This window comes from Pseudoalteromonas sp. SG41-2, from assembly GCF_014164535.1.
Taxonomy (GTDB): Bacteria; Pseudomonadota; Gammaproteobacteria; order Enterobacterales; family Alteromonadaceae; genus Pseudoalteromonas; species Pseudoalteromonas rhizosphaerae.
Map to the genome: position 1 here is coordinate 129,847 of NZ_JACJFK010000004.1, position 24,060 is coordinate 153,906.

Annotated in this window: 13 protein-coding genes; 10 read left to right on the top strand and 3 right to left on the bottom strand. The window is 40.3% G+C overall.

What is annotated here, in order from left to right; all coding sequences use genetic code 11:
* Positions 1 to 190 precede the first annotated feature (190 nt).
* Both H5186_RS04575 and H5186_RS04580 read right to left on the bottom strand, forming a co-directional pair.
* A complete protein-coding gene (locus tag H5186_RS04575; RefSeq protein ID WP_182759763.1) occupies positions 191 to 1,186 on the bottom strand; it encodes an LLM class flavin-dependent oxidoreductase in 996 nt (331 codons plus the stop codon).
* 257 nt (positions 1,187 to 1,443) lie between these two features.
* Positions 1,444 to 2,202, bottom strand: coding sequence for a rhamnogalacturonan acetylesterase (locus H5186_RS04580; RefSeq protein ID WP_182761024.1), 759 nt, complete (start codon positions 2,200 to 2,202; stop codon positions 1,444 to 1,446).
* Positions 2,203 to 2,625: 423 nt separating this feature from the next.
* On the opposite strand from H5186_RS04580, the gene H5186_RS04585 reads away from it, so the two are divergent.
* The 9 genes from H5186_RS04585 to H5186_RS04625 all read left to right on the top strand — a co-directional run bounded on the left by H5186_RS04585 (position 2,626) and on the right by H5186_RS04625 (position 19,344).
* Positions 2,626 to 5,340: a TonB-dependent receptor gene (locus H5186_RS04585; RefSeq protein ID WP_182794174.1), complete on the top strand. Its 2,715-nt coding sequence runs from the start codon at positions 2,626 to 2,628 to the stop codon at positions 5,338 to 5,340.
* A gap of 533 nt (positions 5,341 to 5,873) precedes the next feature.
* On the top strand, positions 5,874 to 8,897 hold the full coding sequence (locus tag H5186_RS04590) for a TonB-dependent receptor (RefSeq protein WP_182794175.1): 3,024 nt from the start codon (positions 5,874 to 5,876) through the stop codon (positions 8,895 to 8,897).
* 237 nt (positions 8,898 to 9,134) lie between these two features.
* Positions 9,135 to 10,604, top strand: coding sequence for a glycoside hydrolase family 28 protein (locus H5186_RS04595; protein WP_182794176.1), 1,470 nt, complete (start codon positions 9,135 to 9,137; stop codon positions 10,602 to 10,604).
* A 22-nt stretch (positions 10,605 to 10,626) separates the two neighbouring features.
* Positions 10,627 to 11,250, top strand: a complete 624-nt coding sequence (eda, locus tag H5186_RS04600; protein WP_145239081.1) for a bifunctional 4-hydroxy-2-oxoglutarate aldolase/2-dehydro-3-deoxy-phosphogluconate aldolase — start codon at positions 10,627 to 10,629, stop codon at positions 11,248 to 11,250.
* Between the two features lie 91 nt (positions 11,251 to 11,341).
* Positions 11,342 to 12,790 (top strand): glucuronate isomerase, encoded by a 1,449-nt coding sequence (gene uxaC / locus H5186_RS04605; protein ID WP_182761027.1) that lies wholly within the window; start codon positions 11,342 to 11,344, stop codon positions 12,788 to 12,790.
* A gap of 49 nt (positions 12,791 to 12,839) precedes the next feature.
* The gene (locus tag H5186_RS04610; protein ID WP_182794177.1) at positions 12,840 to 15,389 is read left to right on the top strand and encodes a glycoside hydrolase family 88 protein; all 2,550 of its coding nucleotides are present in this window, start codon (positions 12,840 to 12,842) and stop codon (positions 15,387 to 15,389) included.
* A 106-nt stretch (positions 15,390 to 15,495) separates the two neighbouring features.
* Positions 15,496 to 16,710, top strand: coding sequence for a glycoside hydrolase family 105 protein (locus tag H5186_RS04615; RefSeq protein ID WP_259400284.1), 1,215 nt, complete (start codon positions 15,496 to 15,498; stop codon positions 16,708 to 16,710).
* A 3-nt stretch (positions 16,711 to 16,713) separates the two neighbouring features.
* Positions 16,714 to 18,381 (top strand): glycoside hydrolase 43 family protein, encoded by a 1,668-nt coding sequence (locus tag H5186_RS04620; RefSeq protein WP_182794178.1) that lies wholly within the window; start codon positions 16,714 to 16,716, stop codon positions 18,379 to 18,381.
* Between the two features lie 6 nt (positions 18,382 to 18,387).
* The gene (locus H5186_RS04625; protein WP_182761030.1) at positions 18,388 to 19,344 is read left to right on the top strand and encodes an alpha/beta hydrolase; all 957 of its coding nucleotides are present in this window, start codon (positions 18,388 to 18,390) and stop codon (positions 19,342 to 19,344) included.
* A 69-nt stretch (positions 19,345 to 19,413) separates the two neighbouring features.
* Here the strand turns inward: H5186_RS04625 and H5186_RS04630 are convergent, their stop codons facing one another.
* The gene (locus H5186_RS04630; protein WP_182794179.1) at positions 19,414 to 20,841 is read right to left on the bottom strand and encodes a polysaccharide lyase family 1 protein; all 1,428 of its coding nucleotides are present in this window, start codon (positions 20,839 to 20,841) and stop codon (positions 19,414 to 19,416) included.
* Positions 20,842 to 21,031: 190 nt separating this feature from the next.
* On the opposite strand from H5186_RS04630, the gene H5186_RS04635 reads away from it, so the two are divergent.
* Positions 21,032 to 23,995 (top strand): TonB-dependent receptor, encoded by a 2,964-nt coding sequence (locus H5186_RS04635; RefSeq protein WP_182794180.1) that lies wholly within the window; start codon positions 21,032 to 21,034, stop codon positions 23,993 to 23,995.
* The last annotated feature ends 65 nt before the right edge of the window (positions 23,996 to 24,060 follow it).

The window sequence follows — 24,060 nt, forward strand, 5'->3', positions numbered from 1 at the left end:
TGTGTTTAAATCAAACGTTAAAATTGATTATATAAATCGAATTGATTATAAAAACAGAACGCAAGCTTAAATAAGATTAGTGCTGTGTTTTGCACTTTTAAGTAGAGTTCAGAAACTAGTAAACTTTGTGTATTAGCTAGTTTCTGTATTGTAACGGGAGTTAAGTGTACCTTAGCTTAATTTTCAGTGGTTATGCTTTTATTGACCGTAAAATCTCCAACGCGTGATGACGGTCGCTACTTTGGTAAAGATCATTGGTAAAAATGAATTCATCGACACCAAGCTCTTTGACTATCATATTTAGCTTATGAGCAATGGTCACAGGACTCCCTACCACAGATAATCCTAAAAAGTTTTCAACTTGAGCCTGCTCTTGCTCATTCCATAATCCAGCCATGCTTTTAACGGGAGCTTTTAGCCATAAAGGATCACCACGTAACAGTGCTAAGATACGCTGTTTTGACGTGGTTGCTAAAAACTGTGCATGTTCATCGCTATCTGCTGCAACAATCGGTAAGCCAAGCATTACATAAGGTTTGTCTAACACATCAGAAGGTTGAAATTCACGGCGGTATAAAGCGATTGCATCATAAACAAAACGCGGTGCAAAGTGGCCAGCAAACACATAAGGGAGGCCTTTTTTAGCTGCTAGTTGCGCACTATATAAACTGGAACCAAGTAACCAAATAGGTACATTGGTATTCTCGCCAGGAATAGCGCGAACAGGGTGACTACCATCGTAAGGGCCCAATAAAGTTTGCAGTTCAGTGACTTCATCGGCAAAGTTTTCAGCGCGTCGTTCATCTCGGCGCAGAGCACGACTGGTTATATGATCGCTACCTGGTGCGCGACCTAAACCTAAATCAATACGCCCAGGGTATAAACTCTCTAACGTGCCGTATTGCTCTGCAACAATCAGTGGCGGGTGATTTGGTAACATAACGCCACCAGCACCTACTCGTATAGTTTTAGTTTGCCCTGCTATGTGGCCAATTAATACAGAGGTTGCCGCGCAGACAATTCCCGGCATATTATGATGTTCAGCCATCCAAAATCGGTTAAAACCGAGTTCATCAGCTTTTTGTGCATAAGCGACACTATTTGCAAGAGTACTTGAGACGGTGGCATCTTCTTTCATTGGGCTAAGCTCAAGTAAAGAAAACGGTATTGCAGATAACCCAGACATGCGTACTCCTCATTGCCTTTAATAAGTGATAAAGATAGTCAAAATAATTTAACCATCATTACATTAATGGGTCTGCTGGGTGGTTAATTCAATCATTGATTTTAACTACTCAATTGATCCTGTCGATTAAGCTAAGTGCAGAGTGATTATTGCATTAAATGCACTTAAACTCATTCAATGCAATTACAATACACTAAATAAACTACACACGTTATTAGCTGTATCAAACATAACAATATGATTTATAAATATTATTTTTATTTTAAATGTTTTGGATCAGGTATGCGTAATTGTTTAACGAGTGGGTGATTTATTTTTTTCATTTCTATTAATACTAATTGAGCAACTTCTCGAGCACCAAGTTCATTGAAATGGGTATTGTCTTCTACGCCCATAGGGTAATTTGGATGTAAGTTAGGTGCTATATGCATAAAACGTAGGCGTGAGTTGATCCCACCAAGCTTTTGAAAATACTGTTGGGTCACCCGTTCCATGTCAATAAAATCGACCCCTGTCTGTTTAGCTACATCTCTTACTATATCAGCGTAAATAGGATGGGTGTCCTTGATCTGACCTTTTTCATCAAAATAACGACGCGTTACCGGGGTCATCAGTAATGGCTGTGCCTGCTTTGCTCTTACTTCAGCAATAAAATTAACTAGGTTTTGCTTATATTGCTCTGGTGTAGTGTAGCGGTCTACTTTCTGTTTTGACTGATCGTTATGACCAAATTGAATGATCACAAAATCATCTTTATTAAGTTCATTTATAATGCCCGCCCACAAGCCTTCACTGATAAAGGTGCGTGTACTACGACCATTTTTAGCACGATTTTTAACGTCGATGCTGTCATTAAAAAAGATACTAAAGGGCATTCCCCAACCTGTTTCAGGGTAATCCTTCACTTCTTTAATTGACATGGTTGAATCCCCTGCCATAAAAAGCTGAACTTTAGTAGTTGCTGACATACTTGAAAAACTCACCATGATAAATATTGCTGCTATTAATTTTCCCATTCTACTCGCTCTTTATTGTTTTTAAAAAATCAGTTTAGCTCTTTATAAAATTATCTTTTGTAATTGAGTGAAAAAATAATTTTACTTAATTGTGGTTGTCGTTATAAACATACCATCAACTGCCACCGGTGGCAAATAACAAGTTAAATCATGGTGCTGAATAAAATTAAACCAAGACTTAATGTGCATTTACTGCCAAATAAATGTAAATAAAACATAAAAAATGTAATTTATTAGGTTTGACAATATGCTTTTTTAGATATAGCTTGACTCCTATGCCACCGGTAGCATTTGTATTTAGCTGATATTGCTATCGATTCAAATCATAGTTTTATGACATTTAATCATAGACTTATATTTGACTGGCTAAATAAAGTAATAAAAATAAAAGCTCAAATCAACAGCATAAAAAAGGAACACACAATGAAGACTGCAAATAAGTTCGTTCTCAAGCCACTTAACTGCATTGTTAGTGCCTTACTACTGGGCACAACATCGTATGCAATCGCAGCCGATGAACAGCCACAAACAGATACTAAAGCCCAAAATGACATTGAGTTAATTCAAGTAACTGGATTTAGATCATCATTAAATAAATCGTTAGCAACTAAACGTTTTGAAGTAAATACCACTGAATCTATCGCGGCTGAAGATATTGGTAAATTCCCTGATCTGAATATCGCCGAATCATTACAACGTATTCCTGGGGTAGCTATTTCTCGTGAAGGTGGTGAAGGACGGCAAATTACCTTACGTGGTTTAGGTCCTGCATTTACACGTACTACCTTAAACGGTATGGAAGTACCTGCTAGTACCGATGGCACCGACTCTGGTGGCGGCGTAAATGGTGGCCGTGCATTTGACTTTAATATATTTGCATCCGAACTATTTAATCGTGTTGATATCCAAAAAACGCCCACGGCCGCAACTGAAGAAGGTGGTATAGCCGGGACTGTTGATATGTATTCTGCACGTCCGTTTGACACAACAGGCTTTCATGTTGCAGCGTCTGCGCAAGCCGGTTATAACGACCTCACTGAAGAAGTCGACCCACGGATGGTATTTATGATCAGCAACACATTTGCTGATGATACAATCGGGGCTTTATTCTCTGTCGCAAAATCTGAACGCACCGTGCGCCAAGAAGGCTTTGGGACTGTGCGCTGGGCCACCCCCGTACTCGATGGTGGCGGTATTTATGCTGACACCTCTAGTACAGAAGTTATTGGCACACCCAATACTGGGGAGTGTGAGTTCGAAGGTCAAACAGTCGATGCTGTGAACTGCTTATATACGCCACGTCTGCCTCGCCCTGATTTTTTTGGTAATGAACAAGACCGTTTAGGCTTTACCGGTTCATTACAATATGCTCCTAACGATGATCTGGTCCTTACGCTAGATACATTACATTCAACCCTCGATAATGATCGTACTATGTACAACTTTTTCGAGATGTTTAGAAACACATTCAGCGAAATTACCCCTGAATCGATTACCGTGGCTGACAATGGCAAACAGATCCAAGCAGCGACATTTAACGGCGTTAAATCTCGAGTAGAAAGCCGTCAGCAGATTTCAAAAACAAAATTTCAACAATACGTATTCTCAGCTAAATATCATTTATCTGATTACCTTCGATTAGACGCTATGGTGGGCACTGCTGAATCGGATGCTCGCTCTGAGCAGTATCGTTATAACATGACTAATAACACACCTCATAGAGTATCGATGGATTTTGGCACCAGCAATAATACCGCTGTGATGAATTACGATTACGATACTCTAGATGCCAACTCTTTTGATTTAGCCGATGGGCGCTTACGTGCAACCGATGTACTGCGCGAAAATGACACCGCTAAAATTGATTTATCATACGAGATGGATATGATGAATATCAAAGGCGGTATAGCCTATAACGACAGAACGGTTAGTTACGATGAATCACAAATAAACGGTTTTCCTGATCAAGATTCTGCAGCTGGATTTTCTCAGTTAATGCCCTACGATGATTTTGGCACCGGTTATGACGGCACGTTATCACCCTTTATAGTGGCTGATTTTGATGCAATAAATTCACAGCTTTTAGTTAAAGAGTGGGTGCCACGCAGTGCACAAAGCTGGAAAGTTGAAGAAGAAACAATGGCTGCCTATGTGGAAACTAATTTTGAATATGAAATTTCCGATATGCTACTACGCACCAATGCAGGTGTTCGCTATGTAAAAACTGAAACCACATCAACAGGTTTTATTCAAACTGATGCGGTATCAATCGACAATAGCTATGACAATGTTTTACCGGTGCTAAATTTAGCCCTTGATGCAACCGATGATGTGATTGTAAGGCTGGGTTTATCTCAAACCATGACCCGCCCGAGTTTGAGTTCACTCAATCCTGGTAATCCATCGTTTTCTTATTTAAACGGCACTGTTAGTGCGGGTAACCCATTCTTAGACCCTTTCACCTCTACCAATACAGACGTTGGTGTTGAATGGTACTTTGCAGAAGAGTCGCTATTAGCAGCAACAGCGTTTTACAAAGACATTGGCTCTTTTATAAAAAGTGATAGTGAAGAAAAACTCGTCGATCCTGCTTATTTACCCTTTATTGATAATGATCCGCAATATGATCCATCAAGTGCGCTCGATCCTAGAACTACCCCTTACACACATTTCGTCCCTGTAAATGGACAAGGTACTGTGATCAAAGGCCTTGAACTTATTTATCAGCAACCTTTTTCATTCCTACCTGGGTTGTTAAAAAATATGGGGTTAGTGTCTAACTATACGTATGTCTCTGCAGGTGAAATTACCGGCCTTTCTAAAAATTCTTATAACTTTACCCTGTATTATGAAGAAGAAAACTATGGCGCTCGTGCCTCAGTAAATAAACGCGACAATTACATCACAGATTACACGGGTAACAATGGTAATGCCGAAGAAGCGACATCTGGTCCAACACATTTTGACCTATCTGCTTTTTATAATATTAATGAAAATGTCACTGTAACATTTGAAGCTATTAACCTTACCGATGAGTATGAACGCCTATATACAACAGGTGATGGCAGTTTAGATTTACCGCGTGAATATAATCATACCGGCCGACAGTTCTTTTTAGGAATACGCTACAACTTGTAAAACAGTATTTAAATTTTAAACTCCCCTAAGGAAAACAGCTTAATTAACATTTTAATTAAGCTGTTTTTTTACGCACAATACCAACAACTCAATGTTAATTGCCTTTGTTAATTGATAATCAAAAATTACTCACATACTAACAAAAATATTCTTATATTGTTTTTATACGACTAAAGTAGCGCATCCATTATTTATAATTAAAATACAATGCCACCGGTGGCAAATAATCAGTTAAATCATAGTACTTATAGATAATGTTGCACTTGAATGGTATTCGTATGCTGTTCTAAATGTAAATTAATGATGAATAATGTTATGTTTTTCATTTGACTTCGCATCAATAACGCTATATTTTTCATTTTGTGCCACCGGTAGCAAGCCATTTCTTAAAACACTTTGCTACTTGCTTTCTCGTTGTTTTTCCCATTATGGATTATGAGGTTAGGTGCAATAAAAATCAGAACAAGGACATGACAAACACTCTCTTTTAAGTCATGTTAACTTAATAACAATAAGTAGAACGTGGAACCACTATGACAACCAGCACACACAATTTTAAACTTAGTAAGTTAATGACCAATTTAATACTCAGTGGCGCATTGACCAGTGGCTTAGCATATGCAGCCCCTCAAGATGAAGCTGTTGCTGATGATCAACTTGAAGTGATCGAAGTAAAAGGTTTTCGCGGTAGTATCAATGCCGCTTTAATGTCTAAGCGTGAAGCCGTAGGCACCCGTGAAACCATCATTGCAGAAGATATTGGTAAATTTCCTGACTTAAATGTGGCAGATTCTCTTTCACGCGTACCTGGTATCTCTATTGAGGAGGATGCGGGTGAAGGTCGTCAAATTACCATTCGCGGTTTAGGTTCTCGTTACGTTAAAACCACAATTAATGGCATGGAATCAGCATCTGCTGGTGCTGCTACTGATGCGGCTGGTGGTTCTAATACCTCTCGTGCTTTTGATTTTAACGTATTCGCATCTGAACTGTTTACCCAAATAGATATTAATAAAACCGTTTCTGCTGAACTTGAAGACGGCGGCATTTCAGGGAATGTAAACTTACAAACGGCGCGTCCATTTCAATATGATGGCTTTAAAGGCGCTTACAATGTCAATGCTCGTTATAGTGATGTTGATGAGGATGTATCGCCTCGTGCTTCTTTTATGCTCAGTAATAACTGGGATAATAAGTTTGGTGTACTTGCCTCTATTGCATACTCTGATGGCACAGTACAAAGTGAAGGTTCTTCAACTGGACGTTGGACTGTAAACAATCCCAGTTTTGTCGAAGATGGTTTACCTGTTGGTCAAGGCGGCTCAAATTATCTTACCGTAGCACCGAAAACATTACTAATGCCAAACGGGAATTACACCAATGAAAATTTAGATGGATTATATTTACCGCGTATTCCTCGCTATTCATTGTATTCAAAACAACAAAAACGTCTTGGTGCAACAATTGCTTTTCAATATGCGCCTACTGATGATCTCTCATTCAACTTAGATGTGTTGCATGCAAGCTTGGATAATGATTCTGAAGAATATCACTACGAAGTATTATTACGAGATCAAAAAGATATCGTCCCTGAAAACATTTATGTCGATGCCAACAACACCATAGTCGCAGGTGCATATTCAAACGCCATTATCCGTTCAGAAACACGCAAAGATACATCTGAATCAGCATTTGACCAAGTTAGCTTTACTGGAAATTGGTTTATTAACGATCGTTTTAAAATGAACTTCCTGATAGGCCAGGGTAAATCAGATTTAGACATTCCGAATATGACCACCTTTGCCCTAGATAGTAATCAATCTACCGTGGCCTATAGTTTTGATAGTAATATAGACCCATTATCATTAATTAATAACCCAGGCGGACAAGCGATTGGTAGCGGTGAATTAAACACTAATATGCCATCATTTGCATTTGCAGCAGGTCAGCCACCTGGCGGGAATTATAGTAAAGATGAAATAGCGTCGGTGATGACAGATCCAAGTAATTACACCGCTGGTTTAGTACGTAATCGCTCGCAAACAATTGAAAGTGAAAACAAAACTATTAGAGTTGATTTTACATACGAGATTAACGATGAATATACGGTTAAGTTTGGTGTGGGTCAGCGTAGTTTTGAAACAGAACAACACTATAATTTAAATAACTGGAAAGACATCAATAAAGAAACAAACAAAACATCAGGCGCAATAGCAGAAGAGCGTGTTATATCGCTAGATGCAGCCCAAATTGATGGCAGCTTGTTCAATACCACTTTAGATAAACAAGGTGTAAGTTTTGGTAACAACGCTTCAATTCCTGGTTCATCAACGCTTAACAGTAGTACTTGGTTAGCACCTGATTATAATGCCATGTACAACGCCTTTGCTGGGGCAGACTTTTTTCAAGCCAAAGAAGATTTTAGACGCACTTATTATATTAAAGAAGAAGTTGCTACAGCATTTGTCCAGTTAGATTTCAGAAACTACATATTTGATAAAGAGCTACGTGGTAATGTTGGTGTGCGTTATGTTGATAACAAAAACACCAGTCGTATCGTAAATTTAGATCATATTTACAAAGATGGTTTCACTGCGGGACGTGGCGACGGTGCAAACTATGCTGCAGGTTATGGTTGGCGTGAGTCTGTGAGTGAAGGAGATGAATGGCTGCCATCATTAAACCTTGCTTACGATATCACTGAGGACTTAGTCGGTCGCTTTAGTTATTCACACGCAATTACTCGCCCAAAACTATCTGATTTGCGTTCTTCAATCAGTATTAATACGCCGAGTATTGATGATCCATCAGCGACAATTAAGATGGGTGCAGGCCCGTCACTCAAGCCTTATAAAGCGAAACAATACGATCTAGGTTTGGAATGGTATTTTGCTGAAGAGTCACTGCTTGCAACATCACTGTTTTATAAAAATATTTCGGGTTTAACAAAAGCAAGCTCTGAGCAGGTTTTATCACAAGCCGAACTTGATAGACTTGGTATCGACCTTGGCGACACAGATCCTAGCACTGTGACTTGGCAAGTATCGCAACTTGTCAATACCGATGCTGAAGGCATGTGGGGCGCAGAATTTATTTATCAACAGCCTTTTACCTTCTTACCTGAACCATTTAATGCCTTAGGTTTACAAACTAACTACACCTATATTGATTATACACGTGATATAGAAGACCCATTTTACGGCACGCAACTTAACTTAGTAGAAGAAGAAACATCAAAGAACACATACAACATAACCTTGTACTATCAAGTAGACGATTGGTCGGCTCGTTTTTCTTATAACTACCGAAGCGGCTATAACAAACAATATTTAGACGAATATAAAGATGAATCAACCTTTGTGCGTGGTTATGATGCAAAGGCGAAGCTTAATTTCTCTGCCCGCTACAAGTTAACAGAGAAAATGAGTGTTTCATTTGAAGCCGTTAATTTAACAGATGAAAAACAAGATATGTGGAATGATATTTACACGCCACGCCCTTACGAAAACCTGTCATCGGGTCGCCAATTCTTAGTGGGTGTAAGGGGCACTTTCTAAACTTAATCAACACATAGCCTCGTCTACTGGGCTATGTCTGCAATAAAATACTCTCCCCGTGCATAATCGATGGTTTTTACTGTCGATTATTTTATTAGTTACTAATTTTAAATAACTTTTTCAAAAAATAAGTCTTTTAAAACTTAAACTTAGTAATAAAACACCATTGCCACCGGTGGCAATAACTGCTAATGTTAGCTTATTATAATAATTCCAATTACAGCAGCAGGATACAAGATGAATAATCAACGACGCTATTTTCTCAAAGCATTAGCTTCTAGCACTTTGGTAACAGCAACTTTAATGGGCTGTCAGTCAGCGCCTTTGCTCAATGTTTTTGAAGCGCCTATTAGCGCAGACGATTGGCAAATGGCTGCACTAATCAAATCAGCGATTGTAGTACCGACCTTCCCTGCTAAACAATTTAATATTAAAGACTTTGGTGCAAAAGAAAATGGACAATATGATTGTACGCAAGCAATTAAAAGCGCCATTGAAGCCTGCCACGCACAAGGAGGTGGTCAGGTCTATATTCCGGATGGTACCTACTTGACCGGTGCCATTCATTTACTTTCTAACGTAAATTTACACTTGGCTGATAAGGCAATATTAAGTTTCAGCACTGATCCTAATCATTACTTACCAGAGGTATTTACTCGCTGGGAAGGCTTAGAAATGATGGGCTACTCACCACTGATTTATGCTTATGAACAAGAAAACATTGCCATCACAGGTAAAGGAACACTGCAAGGAAATGGTGATAACCAAACATGGTGGCCTTGGAAGGGACCACACAAGGAAGGTCATTGGGATTTAATTAAAGATAGCCAAGGTAAAGTATTGCACCAGCGTGAAGCACGTGATCAGTTAATGGTTGATGCCGAAGCTGGTGTGCCTGTCAGCCAACGTATATACAGTACTGGTGCCTATTTACGCCCTCCTTTTATTCAACCGTATAAATGTAAAAATATTTTAATCGAAGGCGTAACAATTAAAAACTCACCTTTTTGGTTAGTGAACCCGGTTTTATGCCAAAGTGTTACGGTTGATAACGTCAATTTTTCAAGCCATGGTCCTAATTCAGACGGCTGTGATCCAGAAAGTTGTGACCACGTGCACATTAAAAACTGTGTCTTTGATACCGGTGATGATTGTATCGCGATCAAATCGGGCCGAAATGCTGATGGTCGCCGTGTTGGGGTAGCATCGCAAAACATTGTTATTGAAAACTGCCATATGAAAGAAGGCCATGGTGGTGTTGTGATCGGCAGTGAGATATCTGGCGGTGTAAATAATGTCTTTGTGCAAAACTGCACCATGGACAGCCCCCACCTAGAGCGCGCTATTCGTATCAAAACTAACTCAGTACGTGGCGGTTTGATCGAGCATATTCGCATACGTAACATCGAAGTTGGCACGGTTAAAAATGCTGTTGTGATCAACTTTTTTTATGAAGAAGGCGATGCGGGACAGTTCGACCCAACAGTTCGTGATATTCAAATTGAAAACCTACATTGTAAAAATGTGTTGAGTAAGGCTTTTTACCTCAATGGCTTTGCACGCGCACCAATGAACGATATCCATTTTATCGACTGTCATTTTGACCAAGTGGGTGATGATTCTATTGTTGCTAATGTGAATAACATGAGCTTAACCAATGTCACTTTAAACAAACAGCCGTTAACTATGGCTCAATTACAAAAATAATAAGTATTAATAGGAAAATTGTATGACCGTGTTTTCAACATTATTAGGCAACCAACCTATATTGCCTATCATCCAAGCAAACAGTAGTGAAGAAGGTGTGGCTATTGCCACTGCAATGCACAAGGCTGGCATTCATTTAGTGGAAGTTGTGCTGCGAACGCCAGCTTCCCTTGACGCATTAATCGCGATTAAAAAAGCACTACCCGATTTATGCGTTGGTGCCGGCACGATTACTGATCAAGCATTACTTGCAAAAAGTCTTGCCGCCGGCAGTGATTTTATTGTTACTCCTGCGGTATCACCACGATTACTCGATGCCCTTAGTCAATCTTCTGTGCCCGTTGTGCCGGGTGTTTCAAACACCGCCGATATTTTACTTGCTAAAGAATATGGCTTTACTGAGCAAAAATTATTTCCTGCCTCTTTGTGTGGTGGCGAGCAGTTTTTAAAAGCAGTCAGCAGCGTATTTGCTGATATTCGCTTTTGCCCAACAGGTGGCATTAATGAACAAAACTTTAAAGACTATTTAGCACTTAATAATGTGATGGCTGTGGGTGGAACCTGGGTTGCACAACCACAATGGGTACAAAGTAAAGACTATGACAAAATCACGCAAGCCTGCCTTCAGGTACTAAACAACAACTAATTAACATATTGACTGCCATACGTTGTCAGTGTAATTTACCTTTACATGCCACCGGTGGCAATAAACAAGCAGAACAGTTAAGGAATCTTCAATGCCGAGCAATATCGAACCTTTAGAATTGCACCCAGATCGTTTATTTTCAAGCGATCCTAGCGTCGTTGCTATCGCTAGAAAGTTATATGAATCAATTAAAGACTTACCGATAGTTAGTCCGCACGGTCACACTGATCCACGTTGGTTTAATGAAAATGAAAACTTTGGCAATGCTACTGAGCTATTTATAAAACCCGATCACTACGTGTTTAGAATGCTCTACAGTCAAGGTATCCCAATGACTGATTTAGGAGTACCTGAGCATGGGCTGCAAGGCGATATGGCTCGTTCAAAAGCAGCTGATCCTGAAAAAGTATGGCAAATCTTTGCTGATAACTATCACCTGTATGCCGGAACGCCAAGTGGCTATTGGTTAGATGCGGTATTTAGTGATGTGTTTGGGTTTACTGAAAAACTTTGCTCGGAAAATGGTCAGCACTATTATCAAAAAATTACAGCTGCGTTAGCAACACCCGAGTTCAAGCCTCATGCACTGATGGACCGCTTTAATATTGAACTAATTGCCACAACAGAAGGTGCACTTGATCAGCTCCCGCACCACCGCGCAATTGCAGGCTCTGCAATGGAAAAACGTGTGATCACCACCTTTAGACCTGATGATGTGGTTGATGCTAGCCGTGAAGATTTTATCGACAACGTAATTAAACTTGGTGAGATAACCGACCAAGATACAACGACTTGGCAAGGTTATTTAGCGGCAATTCAAATACGTCGTGATTACTTTCGTATTGAAGGACGTGCAACAGCAACCGATCATGGCCACCCTACTGCATTAACTGCTGACTTACCTACCGCAGAATGTGAAGCATTATTTGAAAAATGTCGAACAGGCCATTCAACAGAGCAAGAGCAAGAATTATTCCGTGGCCAAATGCTCACTGAGCTTGCCGGTATGAGCATTAAAGATGGTTTAGTGATGCAAATTCACCCTGGCGCGCATCGTAATCATAACCAAGCGTTATTTGATCAATTTGGCCGTGATAAAGGCTGTGATATTCCAAGCCAAACTGAATACGTTAATGCACTCAAACCACTATTGAGTAAATACGGAAATCACCCGGATCTTAAAATCATCCTATTTACATTAGATGAAACGACCTATAGTCGAGAGCTTGCGCCACTAGCGGGTCACTACCCTAGCCTCAAGTTAGGTCCTGCTTGGTGGTTCCATGACAGCCCCGCCGGTATGCTTCGTTTTAGACAGCAAACAACTGAAACAGCTGGTTTTTATAACACGGTTGGCTTTAATGATGACACCCGCGCATTTTTATCAATTCCAGCTCGTCATGATGTTGCACGCCGCGTTGATTGTCGCTATTTAGCAGAGCTTGTAGCAAATCATCAAATTAGCGAAAGTACTGCCCAGACTCTGGCTTATCAACTAACCTATGGGCTAGTGAAAAAAGCATACAATCTCGATAAATAACAATAATAGAGCCACTTAATTTAAGTGGCTCAACCATTGAGGACACACAATGACTTTAAAAACATCACTGTTATCAAAGCGCATTTTGATGGGAACAGCTCTAAGCTCTAGCCTATTATTGATTGCATGCCAAGAACATGCAGATCTTAAAACACCACTGCAAGCGAGCGAAACTAACTCCCTTGGAAGCGCATTAGTTGCTAAAGTGGACATTGTTAATCCATCTTCGTTTAAACGCCCTGACGAGCCTATCTATCTTAGCTATTACGATTTAGGTCTTAGCCAAACTGCTGCTTTAACTGTAAAAACAGCGCAGCAAGTATTACCAAGCCAAGCAGTAGATATTGATTCAGACGGTGAACTTGATGGTGTGTATTTTATTGTCGATTTAAATGATAAACCGATTGAAGTCACCATTACACAGCAAAGTAGCCCATCAATCACAGCACAAACAAAACGTGTTCAAGCTGATCTTGCCCATAAACAAGGTGGTCAATGGCAGCCTCATTCTCGTCCGCCAAAACACCAAGTTGGCACAGGTAAAAAAGAGTATGTAGGCGGTGAATTTAAAAATGTTGATGAGTTAACACCACCAGATTATTACACCGATCATTCAAATTGGATCCGTTATGAAGGCCCAGGTATTGAGTCGGATAAAGTCGGTTACCGCTTTTATCTAGATTGGCGTAATGGTTTTGATATTTTCGGCAAATTAACAACACAACCTGTGCTACATACTGTCGGCCTTGATGGTTATTCTTCGTATCATGACAAACAAGACTGGGGCATGGATATCCTTAAAGTGGGTAAGTCTTTAGGTGCTGGCGGATTTGGTTTGATGGGTAATAATGATGAGCTGGAACATGTATCTGATGTTAGCAAACGTACAGCGCGGATTATTGAAAATGGCGATTTACGCGCCAGTATACAAATTGAGTATCAAGGCTGGCAAAACAGCTATCAACAGCAAGATTTAATAGCCAATATTAGTATGCACGGCGGCTCACGTTTGGCACATGTAGAACTGAACACTGATAAAGATTTGCCTAATTTAGTAGCCGGTGTGGTCAAACACCCAGATACTGAGTTTATTCAAGGTGATCTGGATGCAATGAGTAATTATGGCTATAGCTATATTGCCAGTTGGGGGAATCAAAGCTTAGATAAATCAGCTTTAGGTATGGCGGTTTTCTTTAAAAAAGGTGATGTCATTGACGTGCGCCAAGACAAAAATAACTACCTTGCAGTACTCAAACCTAAAGGACAAAGTACACAGCATACTGATTACTATTTTGCCTCTGTTTGGCAACCTGAAAGTGGTATCAACGATAAAGAAAGCTTTATTGAGTACCTTGATCAACAAGCTGAAAGATTGACAATTAAACCACGCATTACTTTGCATACCACAGTTACAGCAAAAAAAACGACGCAACCGCTTAATGATAAAATAGCCCTTGAATGGGCCCGCGCCCTTGCCGATTCAGAGCTGAAAAGAAAAGCACTAGGCTATCATGCCAATGGCTGGGATGTGAACCGTAAGCGCAGCCCAAAGTTTGAATACGACATTATCGGCTTACAGCCATATGCTTACTACCAATTAGGGATGGCAACTGATGATCAAACTTATAAGAATGTGATTGCCCAAGTTACTGGTAGCTTTATTGATCAACAAGGCAAAATCACCGCCTATAAACAAAGCAATTTTAACATTGATAACATTCCGCCTGGGCGTAATCTTATCCAGCTATACCAAGATACCCAGCAGCAACAATATTTATCTGCCGCAAAAGCTTTACGTGCACAATTACAGTTACAGCCACGTACATCACAAGGCGCATTTTGGCACAAAAACAAATATCAACATCAAGTGTGGCTAGATGGCGTTTATATGGGTATGCCGTTTTTAGCCCAGTACGGTAGCTTATTTGAAACGGGCCATCAGCAACAAGAAACCTTCGCCGAGGTTGTAAACGAATTTAAGCTCACTCGTGAAGCACTACGCGATCCAAAAACAGGGTTGTACTATCACGGTTGGGATGAATCTAAACAGCAAGCATGGGCAAATAAACAAACGGGTGTTTCTGCAGAATTTTGGGGCCGTGGTATGGGGTGGCTCGCTATGTCAGTGGTTGATGTACTCGATTACATCCCAGCAAAAAACACAGAGCAACGCGATACCTTACTCGCCATGGTAAAAGAGTTGGCCACGGATATTGCCAAAGTTCAAGATACTGATACCGGCACATGGTGGCAAGTTTTAGACAAACCAACGGCTTTAGGTAACTACCAAGAATCAACTTCAACAGCCATGTTTGCTTACTTTTATGCCAAAGCACTTAATAATGGCTATATCGATGCTGATTATCAAGACACTGCCCTTGCAGCGTATCAAGGTTTACTTAACCAATTTACATTAGTACATAGCGATGGCACGGTAAGTATGACAAACCAATGCTATGTTGCAGGCCTTGGCTTTGGTCGTGATGGTAGTTATCACTATTATATGAGCGAGCCGGTCAGCAAAAATGATCCTAAAGGAAATGGTCCCTTCATTCTAGCAAGCCTTGAAGTAGCTAAGCTTCTAGCTGGTAACAACTAAACAGCCATAGATTATTCAGCCGGAAAGCAAAGTCCATCGCATTTTGCTTACCGGCCAAAACTCACTTCCCTTCAACAACATCAGCACACTAAGCTCATAAGGATTTATGATGCGTATAATCAAAATCAATAAAAACAGCGTAAATAAAAATATTTTTTCATTTTTGCTCTGCTGCTTATTCTGCTCAATAATGAATGTGTCTGCGCAAAATAATAACAACTCACTGAGCTATGCCGTGCAAATGGCTAACTCTGAGATGATCCGTAATCCACAGGCCTACACCATTGATTGGCGCACTGAACCGCGCTGGGATTACACCCATGGCTTAGTGTTACTGTCATTTGCCAAGCTCTATCAGCATCAACCAGAACAACGCTATTTCAATTACATTAAAGAATATGTAGACGCGTTAGTAATGGAAGATGGCAGTATTAAAACCTACGTAATGAGCAAATATAATCTCGATATGCTCAATGCCGGCAAGTTACTGTTTTTTATGTTTGATGAAACAAAAGATCGTAAATATCGTCTTGCCCTCGATACTTTATATGCACAGTTCAAATTACAACCTCGCACAATTGATGGTGGCTTTTGGCATAAAAAACGCTATACCTCGCAAATGTGGCTTGATGGTTTATATATGGCAGCGCCCTTTTATGCCGAATATATCCGCCGCTTTGGGACAGTCGATCAGTATGATGATGTTATAAAACAGTTTGAATTAATTGAACAACATACTTATCGCAGTGACACCTCTCTACCTGTACATGGCTGGGATGAATCTAAACAACAGCGTTGGGCTGATAAAAAAACCGGACAATCACCTAATCATTGGTCGCGCTCTATCGGTTGGTACGCCATGGCAATGGTTGATGTATTAGATCAACTACCGAATGATCACCCTAAAAAAGCGTGGCTATCACAGCGCTTTAATACATTGATAGATAACATGTTAAAGCTGCGTTCTGACTCCGCTGTATGGTATCAAGTTACAGATAAAGGTGAATTAGACGGTAATTATTTAGAATCCTCTGGCAGTGCTATGCTCAGCTATGCGATTGCAAGAGCTGTTAATCAAGGTTACTTGTCTGATAGCTACCAAGTGATTGCAAAAAATACCTTTAATGCTGTAGTTAGCAACTTTATCAAACGTGAAGCAGATAACACCTTATCAATCCAACAAGTATGTGAAGTAGCAGGACTTGGCGGTAAACCATATCGAGATGGCAGCTTTGCTTATTACATCAGTGAAAATGTACGCGCGAACGATCCTAAAGCAGTCGGCCCTTTTATTCTTGCTAGTTTAGAAATGGAGAAATAACCGATGCTAAGCAACAAATACTATTTCTATTTAGCACTTTTTCTCGTTTGCTTAAGTAGCAGCCTAGGTTATGCAAAAGAGTCGCAATTACTATCGTCAACACACACTCAAAGCCCGTGGCAAGCAGATCTAGGTAATGGCGAATATAAAAACCCAATCTTGCATGCCGATTATTCCGACCCGGATGTAGTAGCTGTTAATGGCGATTATTACATGACAGCATCTAGCTTCAACTCTGCACCTGGCTTGCCTATTTTACACTCTACCGATTTAGTCAATTGGCAGTTAATAAATTATGCGCTGCCAATACAGCTGCCACAAGCCCACTTTGCAAAAGTACAACATGGCAACGGCGTATGGGCACCAACAATCCGTTTTCATGATAATAAATTTTGGATTTTTTACCCTGATCCTGATTTTGGTATTTATGTAACCACAACAGATGATCCTGCTGGAACTTGGTCAACCCCACAGCTTATTTTAGCGGGTAAAGGATTAATCGACCCGGCACCTTTATGGGACGACAATGGTAAAACCTACTTAATACATGCATGGGCAAAAAGTCGTGCTGGCTTTAATAATGTACTAACGCTGCGTGAAATGAAAGATGACGCAAGTTGGGTCAGTGATAAATTTACACACATTGTCGATGGTAAAAATCACCCTGGATATCGCACCATTGAAGGTCCTAAATTTTATAAACGTAACGGTTACTACTATATTTTTGCGCCTGCAGGTGGGGTAGATTTAGGTTGGCAATCGGTATTTAGAGCAAAAAAAATTACCGGTCCCTATGAAGCCAAAGTAGTAATGGCGCAAGGTAATTCAGTGATCAACGGTCCTCATCAAGGTGCGTGGGTTCACACCCAATTTGATGAGGACTGGTTTATTCACTTTCAAAGCAAACAAGCGTATGGTCGAATCACCCATTTACAACCTCTGCGCTGGGACAATGATTGGCCAATCATAGGCATAGATAAAAATGGTAATGGAACTGGGCAACCGGTTTTACAGCACACTAAACCTAGAAGCAAAATTAACCCACAACCCACCAGCATAGTGAACAATGATGAATTCAACAGCGCTGAGCTAAGCTTATTATGGCAATGGAATGCAAATCCAAGTAACAGCTGGTATTCACTGACAGACAACCCCGGCTTTTTACGCTTACACTCGCAGCAAATTACAGCACAAAACAATACTAATTTATGGTCAACGCCTTCATTGTTACTGCAAAAGATCCCTGCAGAACAGTTTGCTTTTACAACCACATTGCAGGTCAACCAAACAACCTCTGCTAGTTCCTCAGGACTAATTTTATTTGGTGAAGACTATGCATGGATTGGTATCAAAACATCTTCTACTGGCGAACAACAGCTAGTCTATGTGCACTGTTTTAATGCGAGAAAAGGCTGTACAGAAAGTATCGTAGAGCAACAACCACTGACACAACCCTATCTTGAACTAAAAGTCGTTCTACAACCAGGCGCCACAGCCATTTTTAGTTATAGAACCGCTGCAAGTGCTGAGTTTCAAATTATTGGTGAACACTTCCAAGCTAAAAAAGGCCGCTGGGTAGGTGCTAAGTTAGGCTTATTTAGCCTGTCGCAAACTCCCGGCGCTAGCAGCTATGCCGATTTTGACTATGCCCGTTACGACACTTTGGATTAAATGAATATGCTAAAACATCAAACGTTGAACTTTTTTGCCGTATTATTGCTCTGTGTTCAGCCATGCATAGCAGCTGATTACACCGTTGAAAATACTTATAAAAAACTAATCAAACACTATCCACACATGCAGGTGCCCGCAACGACACTTCCTGACTCTGTAATCGCTCATAAAGCACTGGTTTACAAACAAACTAAAACCAGTGCACAGACTTTAGATATTTATCAGCAAACACAGCAAACACAAACGGCGCCTTTGATTATGTTGATCCACGGTGGTGGCTGGCAATCAGGTACCCCCGCATTAATGACAGCACTTGCAATTGCGCTGGTAGAACGTGGTTATGTTGTTGCCGCGCCCAGTTACCGTCTCAGCAAGGAAGCGCCTTATCCTGCAGCAGTTGAGGATTTAGTTGATGCGTTTCATTGGCTTAAAAATAATGCTGCTCAGTATAATATAGACAGCACTAAGATTGCTTTATCGGGCGGCTCTGCAGGTGGCCAATTAGCCGCGCTGTTAGCCTACAGAGGCGGAATTGTTGATAGCAGCGACACTAACTCCAAGCGATTTAAGGTCCAAGCGCTGATCAATATAGATGGCTTAAGTGACTTCACGTCCCCTGAAGCACTGCCTTTTGAAAACAACCCAGCCAAGGCCGTCACATCAGCCAGCAAGTGGTTGGGGGGTAGGTATGAAACTATCCCACAGCGTTGGCACGACGCATCGCCTATTTTCTATATTGATAAAAAAGCGCCTGCAACACTTTTCATTAATAGCTCAGTGCCACGCTTTCGTGCAGGTAGAGACAGCGCAATACAAAAGTTGCAACAGTTGCATATACCCAGTGAAGTTTACCAGTTTGATGATGCGCCGCATTCATTTTGGTTATTCCAGCCGTGGTTAACGCCTACAACCAGTGTTATTGATGACTTTTTAACAGCACAATTTGCTAAAACTCGTTGATCATTATTGTTGTTAAAATTAAAGCCTTGATGAGTTAATGGTTATTTTAAGTCATCAAGGCTTTCTTTGTTAGTCGCTAAGCGAATTTAAGTACTGCTGCAAAACCTGCGCTGTAGTTGCATTTTTTAATTGCAGCTGATGCTGTTTGAACCAATCATCCGCAACACCATCTTCATTAGCATCAACGATTGCAGGAACCCCTGTAAATTCCTGTTTATATGCATCCCAATTACCAATTAGCTCAAACTCATGATCAATCAAACCATTTTTCTTTATCGCGACACTATCAGCGAGCTGTTGATAAACAAGCGTATCAATACTGTCATGGAAATAGCCATGTGCATTACGACTTGCTCCTATATGTTGCCCTTTAATGGCATCACTAAATGCTTGCTTTGCACTAACATAAACCATGGTTGTTTGCATGGGTGATGTAATGATTGGTTTATCACTTAACCACTGGCTATTTTCATCACTGATAGTGCGTTTTGCTTTGACTGCTTTGCGATAATTTACACCTAAATAATTATGCTCAGTCAGTTGTGGGTTATTCTCAAGTACATTTCCCATAATATATGCCTGATTTTCTTTGATCTCTGGGGAATACCAAATATCAGCAAACTGCATGATCTTACTTGCTTTACCTGGTTTATAATAATTGTTGATCAAGTTAAAACGACCATTTTCTGATCCATAAACATTATTATGTCCCCAGTTAAAAATAATATTATTGATAAGCTCAACAAACTCTTCATCTTGTGCATACGGTGATTTAAGTCTATGACCATTGAGCCTAGGCGTTCTACTGGCATGATTGGCAATTATATTATTAATAAAGCTCGCATTTGCCCCGCCCCAAATGCCACCATAGCCATGATCGCCTTTAGGGTGAATTGAATGGCTTAAACTATGTGAAATAATTGAATCTTGTAACGTAAAGTTACGGTTATTATAAAAGCTCGCGGTTTCATCCACTGACCAACTCAATGAACAATGATCAATAATGACATTCTCACTGTTACGCACCGTTAATGAATCATCAGCATAACCAAATGTACCTAAGCGAAAGCGTAAGTAGCGAATAATCACATTATCTGCGGATGAAACCGTCACAGGTGCACCAACAATGGCAATCCCACCTGGCGAACTTTGCCCTGCGATGGTTATATTTCCATGTGAGATTTTAAGTTCCCCTGCCAATTTGATCACACCCGATACCGCAAATACGACAGTGCGAGGATGCTTTTGCACAATTGCATAGCGAAGGCTGCCTGGTTGCGGTTTATCTAAATTATCTTCTAATGTAGTGACTCTATAAAGCGTGCCATTAATGCCCCCAGTTGCGTACTTACCAAACCCTTTTGCCGTTGGAAAAGCCAATGGTGTGTTAACTTGTGAAGCGTATAAATTAGTCGAAACAAAAACCGTTAACACAATAATGATGCTTAGTAATACGATATTGAGATAGTTTAAATTATTATTCTTCAGAACTTGCATAATGTTCCTTGGCTATTTCGTTTTTAATGCTGGTTAAAATAAAAAATTGTCAATATGTAAATTGACAGTTTCATTAATACAGTGTTAACTTCATGTTATTCCATTCTGCCACCGGTGGCAAGTTGGAATTTGAATCAACGGGAATCCCATATCTTGCACACACAATTAAAAGCCTGGAAAAGGAACAAAGATGAAGAGCATGAGATTAAGCACGATCGCAGCAGCATTAATGGTAGCTATGCCACTTTATGCGCAAACAGCTGATCCTGTACAGCCAAAGGTAGAAAGTGACAAACCAACAACAAACGCCGAAATAACAGCAGATAAAAAAAACGTAGAAGCTGAAGATGATATTGAAATCATTGCTGTAACAGGCGTTTATCAAGCAGATTTAAAAGCACGTGCTATGGAGCGCGATGCAAAAGCATTTAGCTCAGTGATTGCCACGGATGACATGGGAAACTTTGTTGACCAAAATGTTGCAGAATCACTTCGTCGAATTCCAGGTGTGACACTTGAACGCAGTGAAGGTGAAGGAAAATACATTGCCGTGCGTGGTTTAGGCCCTAAATTCGTATCAGTGAGCATGAATGGTGCAGAACTGTCTGGCGCAGGTGATGACCGTAAAATTGGCCTTGATGGCATCACCAGTGATTCATTAGGAGCCATTGAAGTATTTAAAACCCTTACCCCAGATATGAACCTCAATTCAATTGGTGGTGCAGTCAACGTAAAAGCCATCTCTGCCTATGATCGTGGTAAAAACACATTAAAAATGAAGCTACAAAATTCATACAGTGAATTACGCGAAGAGCAATCGCCTAAATTTAGCATTGATGGTACACAACTATTTTTAGATGAGAAAATAGGGGTTGGTTTTGCTCTATCCTATGAAGACAGAAAAACCCAAGTAGATGAAGTACGCCATCATAGCACCCGCGAATTAAACTTTTTACAAGGGGGAATTGGTCTAAGCGAAGAAGAACTCAGTGTCGCCCCAGAAATTTTGATCCCCGCGCAACTCGAAAACCGCCGTGAAATTGCTGATCGAACACGTACCACCGCAACTTTAAATGTTGAGTTTAAGCCAACCGCAGACAGTTTTTATTACATACGAGGTAACTACTCAAATTACACCGATAATGACGTCGCACAAAGAGAGTTTTATAACTTTTATAACGGCGACCAAGCAGATGAAATTATCTATGTAAATACTGATACAAAAGAGTTTGCGCTGTCTGATATCGATATTTACAACCAATTTTTCATTCAAGAAGGTGAAACGACTACAACCAATTACAGCATCGGTGGTGAAAACTATATTACCGATACTTTACGTGTAGATTATGAATACGCGTATTCTAAAACAGATGATAAATCAGTGGGTGATCGCCGCGTGCAATTTCGTGAGCGCGAAAATATTGTCTACGGTCAAGGTAGTAAAAATAATATTGTTGCGAAAGTGCTAACTCCTGAAGAAGCTGCTGCCCTAGGTGGTTTTGCGTTAGATCCAGATAATGATGTTTTTGCCGGTGAAGCCGATGGTGATATCAGCGATTTATCAAATATGGAATACGACAACTTATTTATGGAAGACAGTGTCCGAACAGACGAAGTCACCAGTATCAAGCTAAACTTACAAAAAGACTTTGATTTTGAGTACCTGAATTTCATTAAAATTGGTGGCACTTATAACGAACGCGAACACTTCCGTGATAAAGATCGCTGGAGCTATGCAATAAATCCTCTCGATTGTGGAACGGATGAAACCTGTATTACAGTCGGCAACTCAAATGTTACTGATTATAACTTTGCGGTTCCTGAGGGTGGCTTATTTACCTATCCTTTTGTTAGCAACGAAGACCTTGAGTACATAGTTGACTCAACTAAAATTACGCGCGACAGTGCCACCGGTGGCGAGGTGTCAATTGACAGCACCAAAGAAGACTATACCTTATACGAAGATACCTACGCAGCTTATATTATGACTGAGCTGCAGCTATCAGAGCAGGTCAGTGTTATTACCGGTGTACGCTATGCACATACCGAATTTTCATCAACCGGTTATATGTCATTATCAAATGATGATTGGAATTTTGGCGGTGATCACACCTTAGATATTTCGGTACCTTTACCTGAGGCATCCATTACCTACAGTGAATTTTTCCCAAGTATGCATATACGCTACGAACCAAATCCTGAAATGTTGGTTCGTACATCACTGTGGACTAGTTATACCCGCCCTTCGTTTAAGCAAGCCCGTGGTTATGCGCGTTTTGATAGTGATATTAGTTTATGTGATCCAACGACTAATGAATGCTACAACTCACCAGATGGACAAAGCGCAATTGATTTACAAGGCTATATTTTAGGGCCAGACAATGCGTTACAAGTAGGTAACCCAAATTTGGTGGCAATGACTTCGGATAACTTTGACGCTTCGTTTGGCTGGTATCCATCAAAAGAGTTATTTATGGAAGCTGCAGTATTTTACAAAAATATTGATAACTTCATCGTCGATGTCACCGGTATTCAAATGAGCATAGATGAGCTCCCGCTTACTTTACCTGTAAACCAAGTATCTGATTTTGCAATTCCTCAAGATCTTGCTCTAAATCAGGTTGATATCACCCTCAATGGTGATAAAGCCACAGTCTACGGGATTGAGCTTAGTTACAATCAGTTCTTCGAAAATGGCTTATTTTGGCAAAGTAATATGACCTTTGTAAAAAGTGAAGCCGAACTCGACGCCACTATTCGTCAAGACAAAATGCAGCTACCAGGCCAAGCAGATATCACCGGTAACATTGCTGTTGGTTGGGAAGATGAGACTTTCTCGTTACGCCTAATTAGTAATTACCGCTCAGATATCCTTGAAGAGGTTGGCTCTTGTCCAGTATCAGCTTCTGTATCAGACCCACATACCTGTAAGTCATGGGCTGATATATACCAAGACGATATCTTAACCTTTGATATGAAAGTGAAATATGATTTTACGAAAAGCCTCAGCGTGTATTTTGACGCGATTAACTTAACCGATGAAGCAGATTTACGTTATTTCAAAGGTAATGATTTATCCGGTGGTGAAATCCTCTATCAACGTGAAGATTATGGTCGTACGTTCCAGTTAGGTATGAATTATAAATTTTATTAACAGCTACTAATAATGAAAAACGTTAATTTCACACACAATTAACGCGTTAATGACGCGCTTTCATC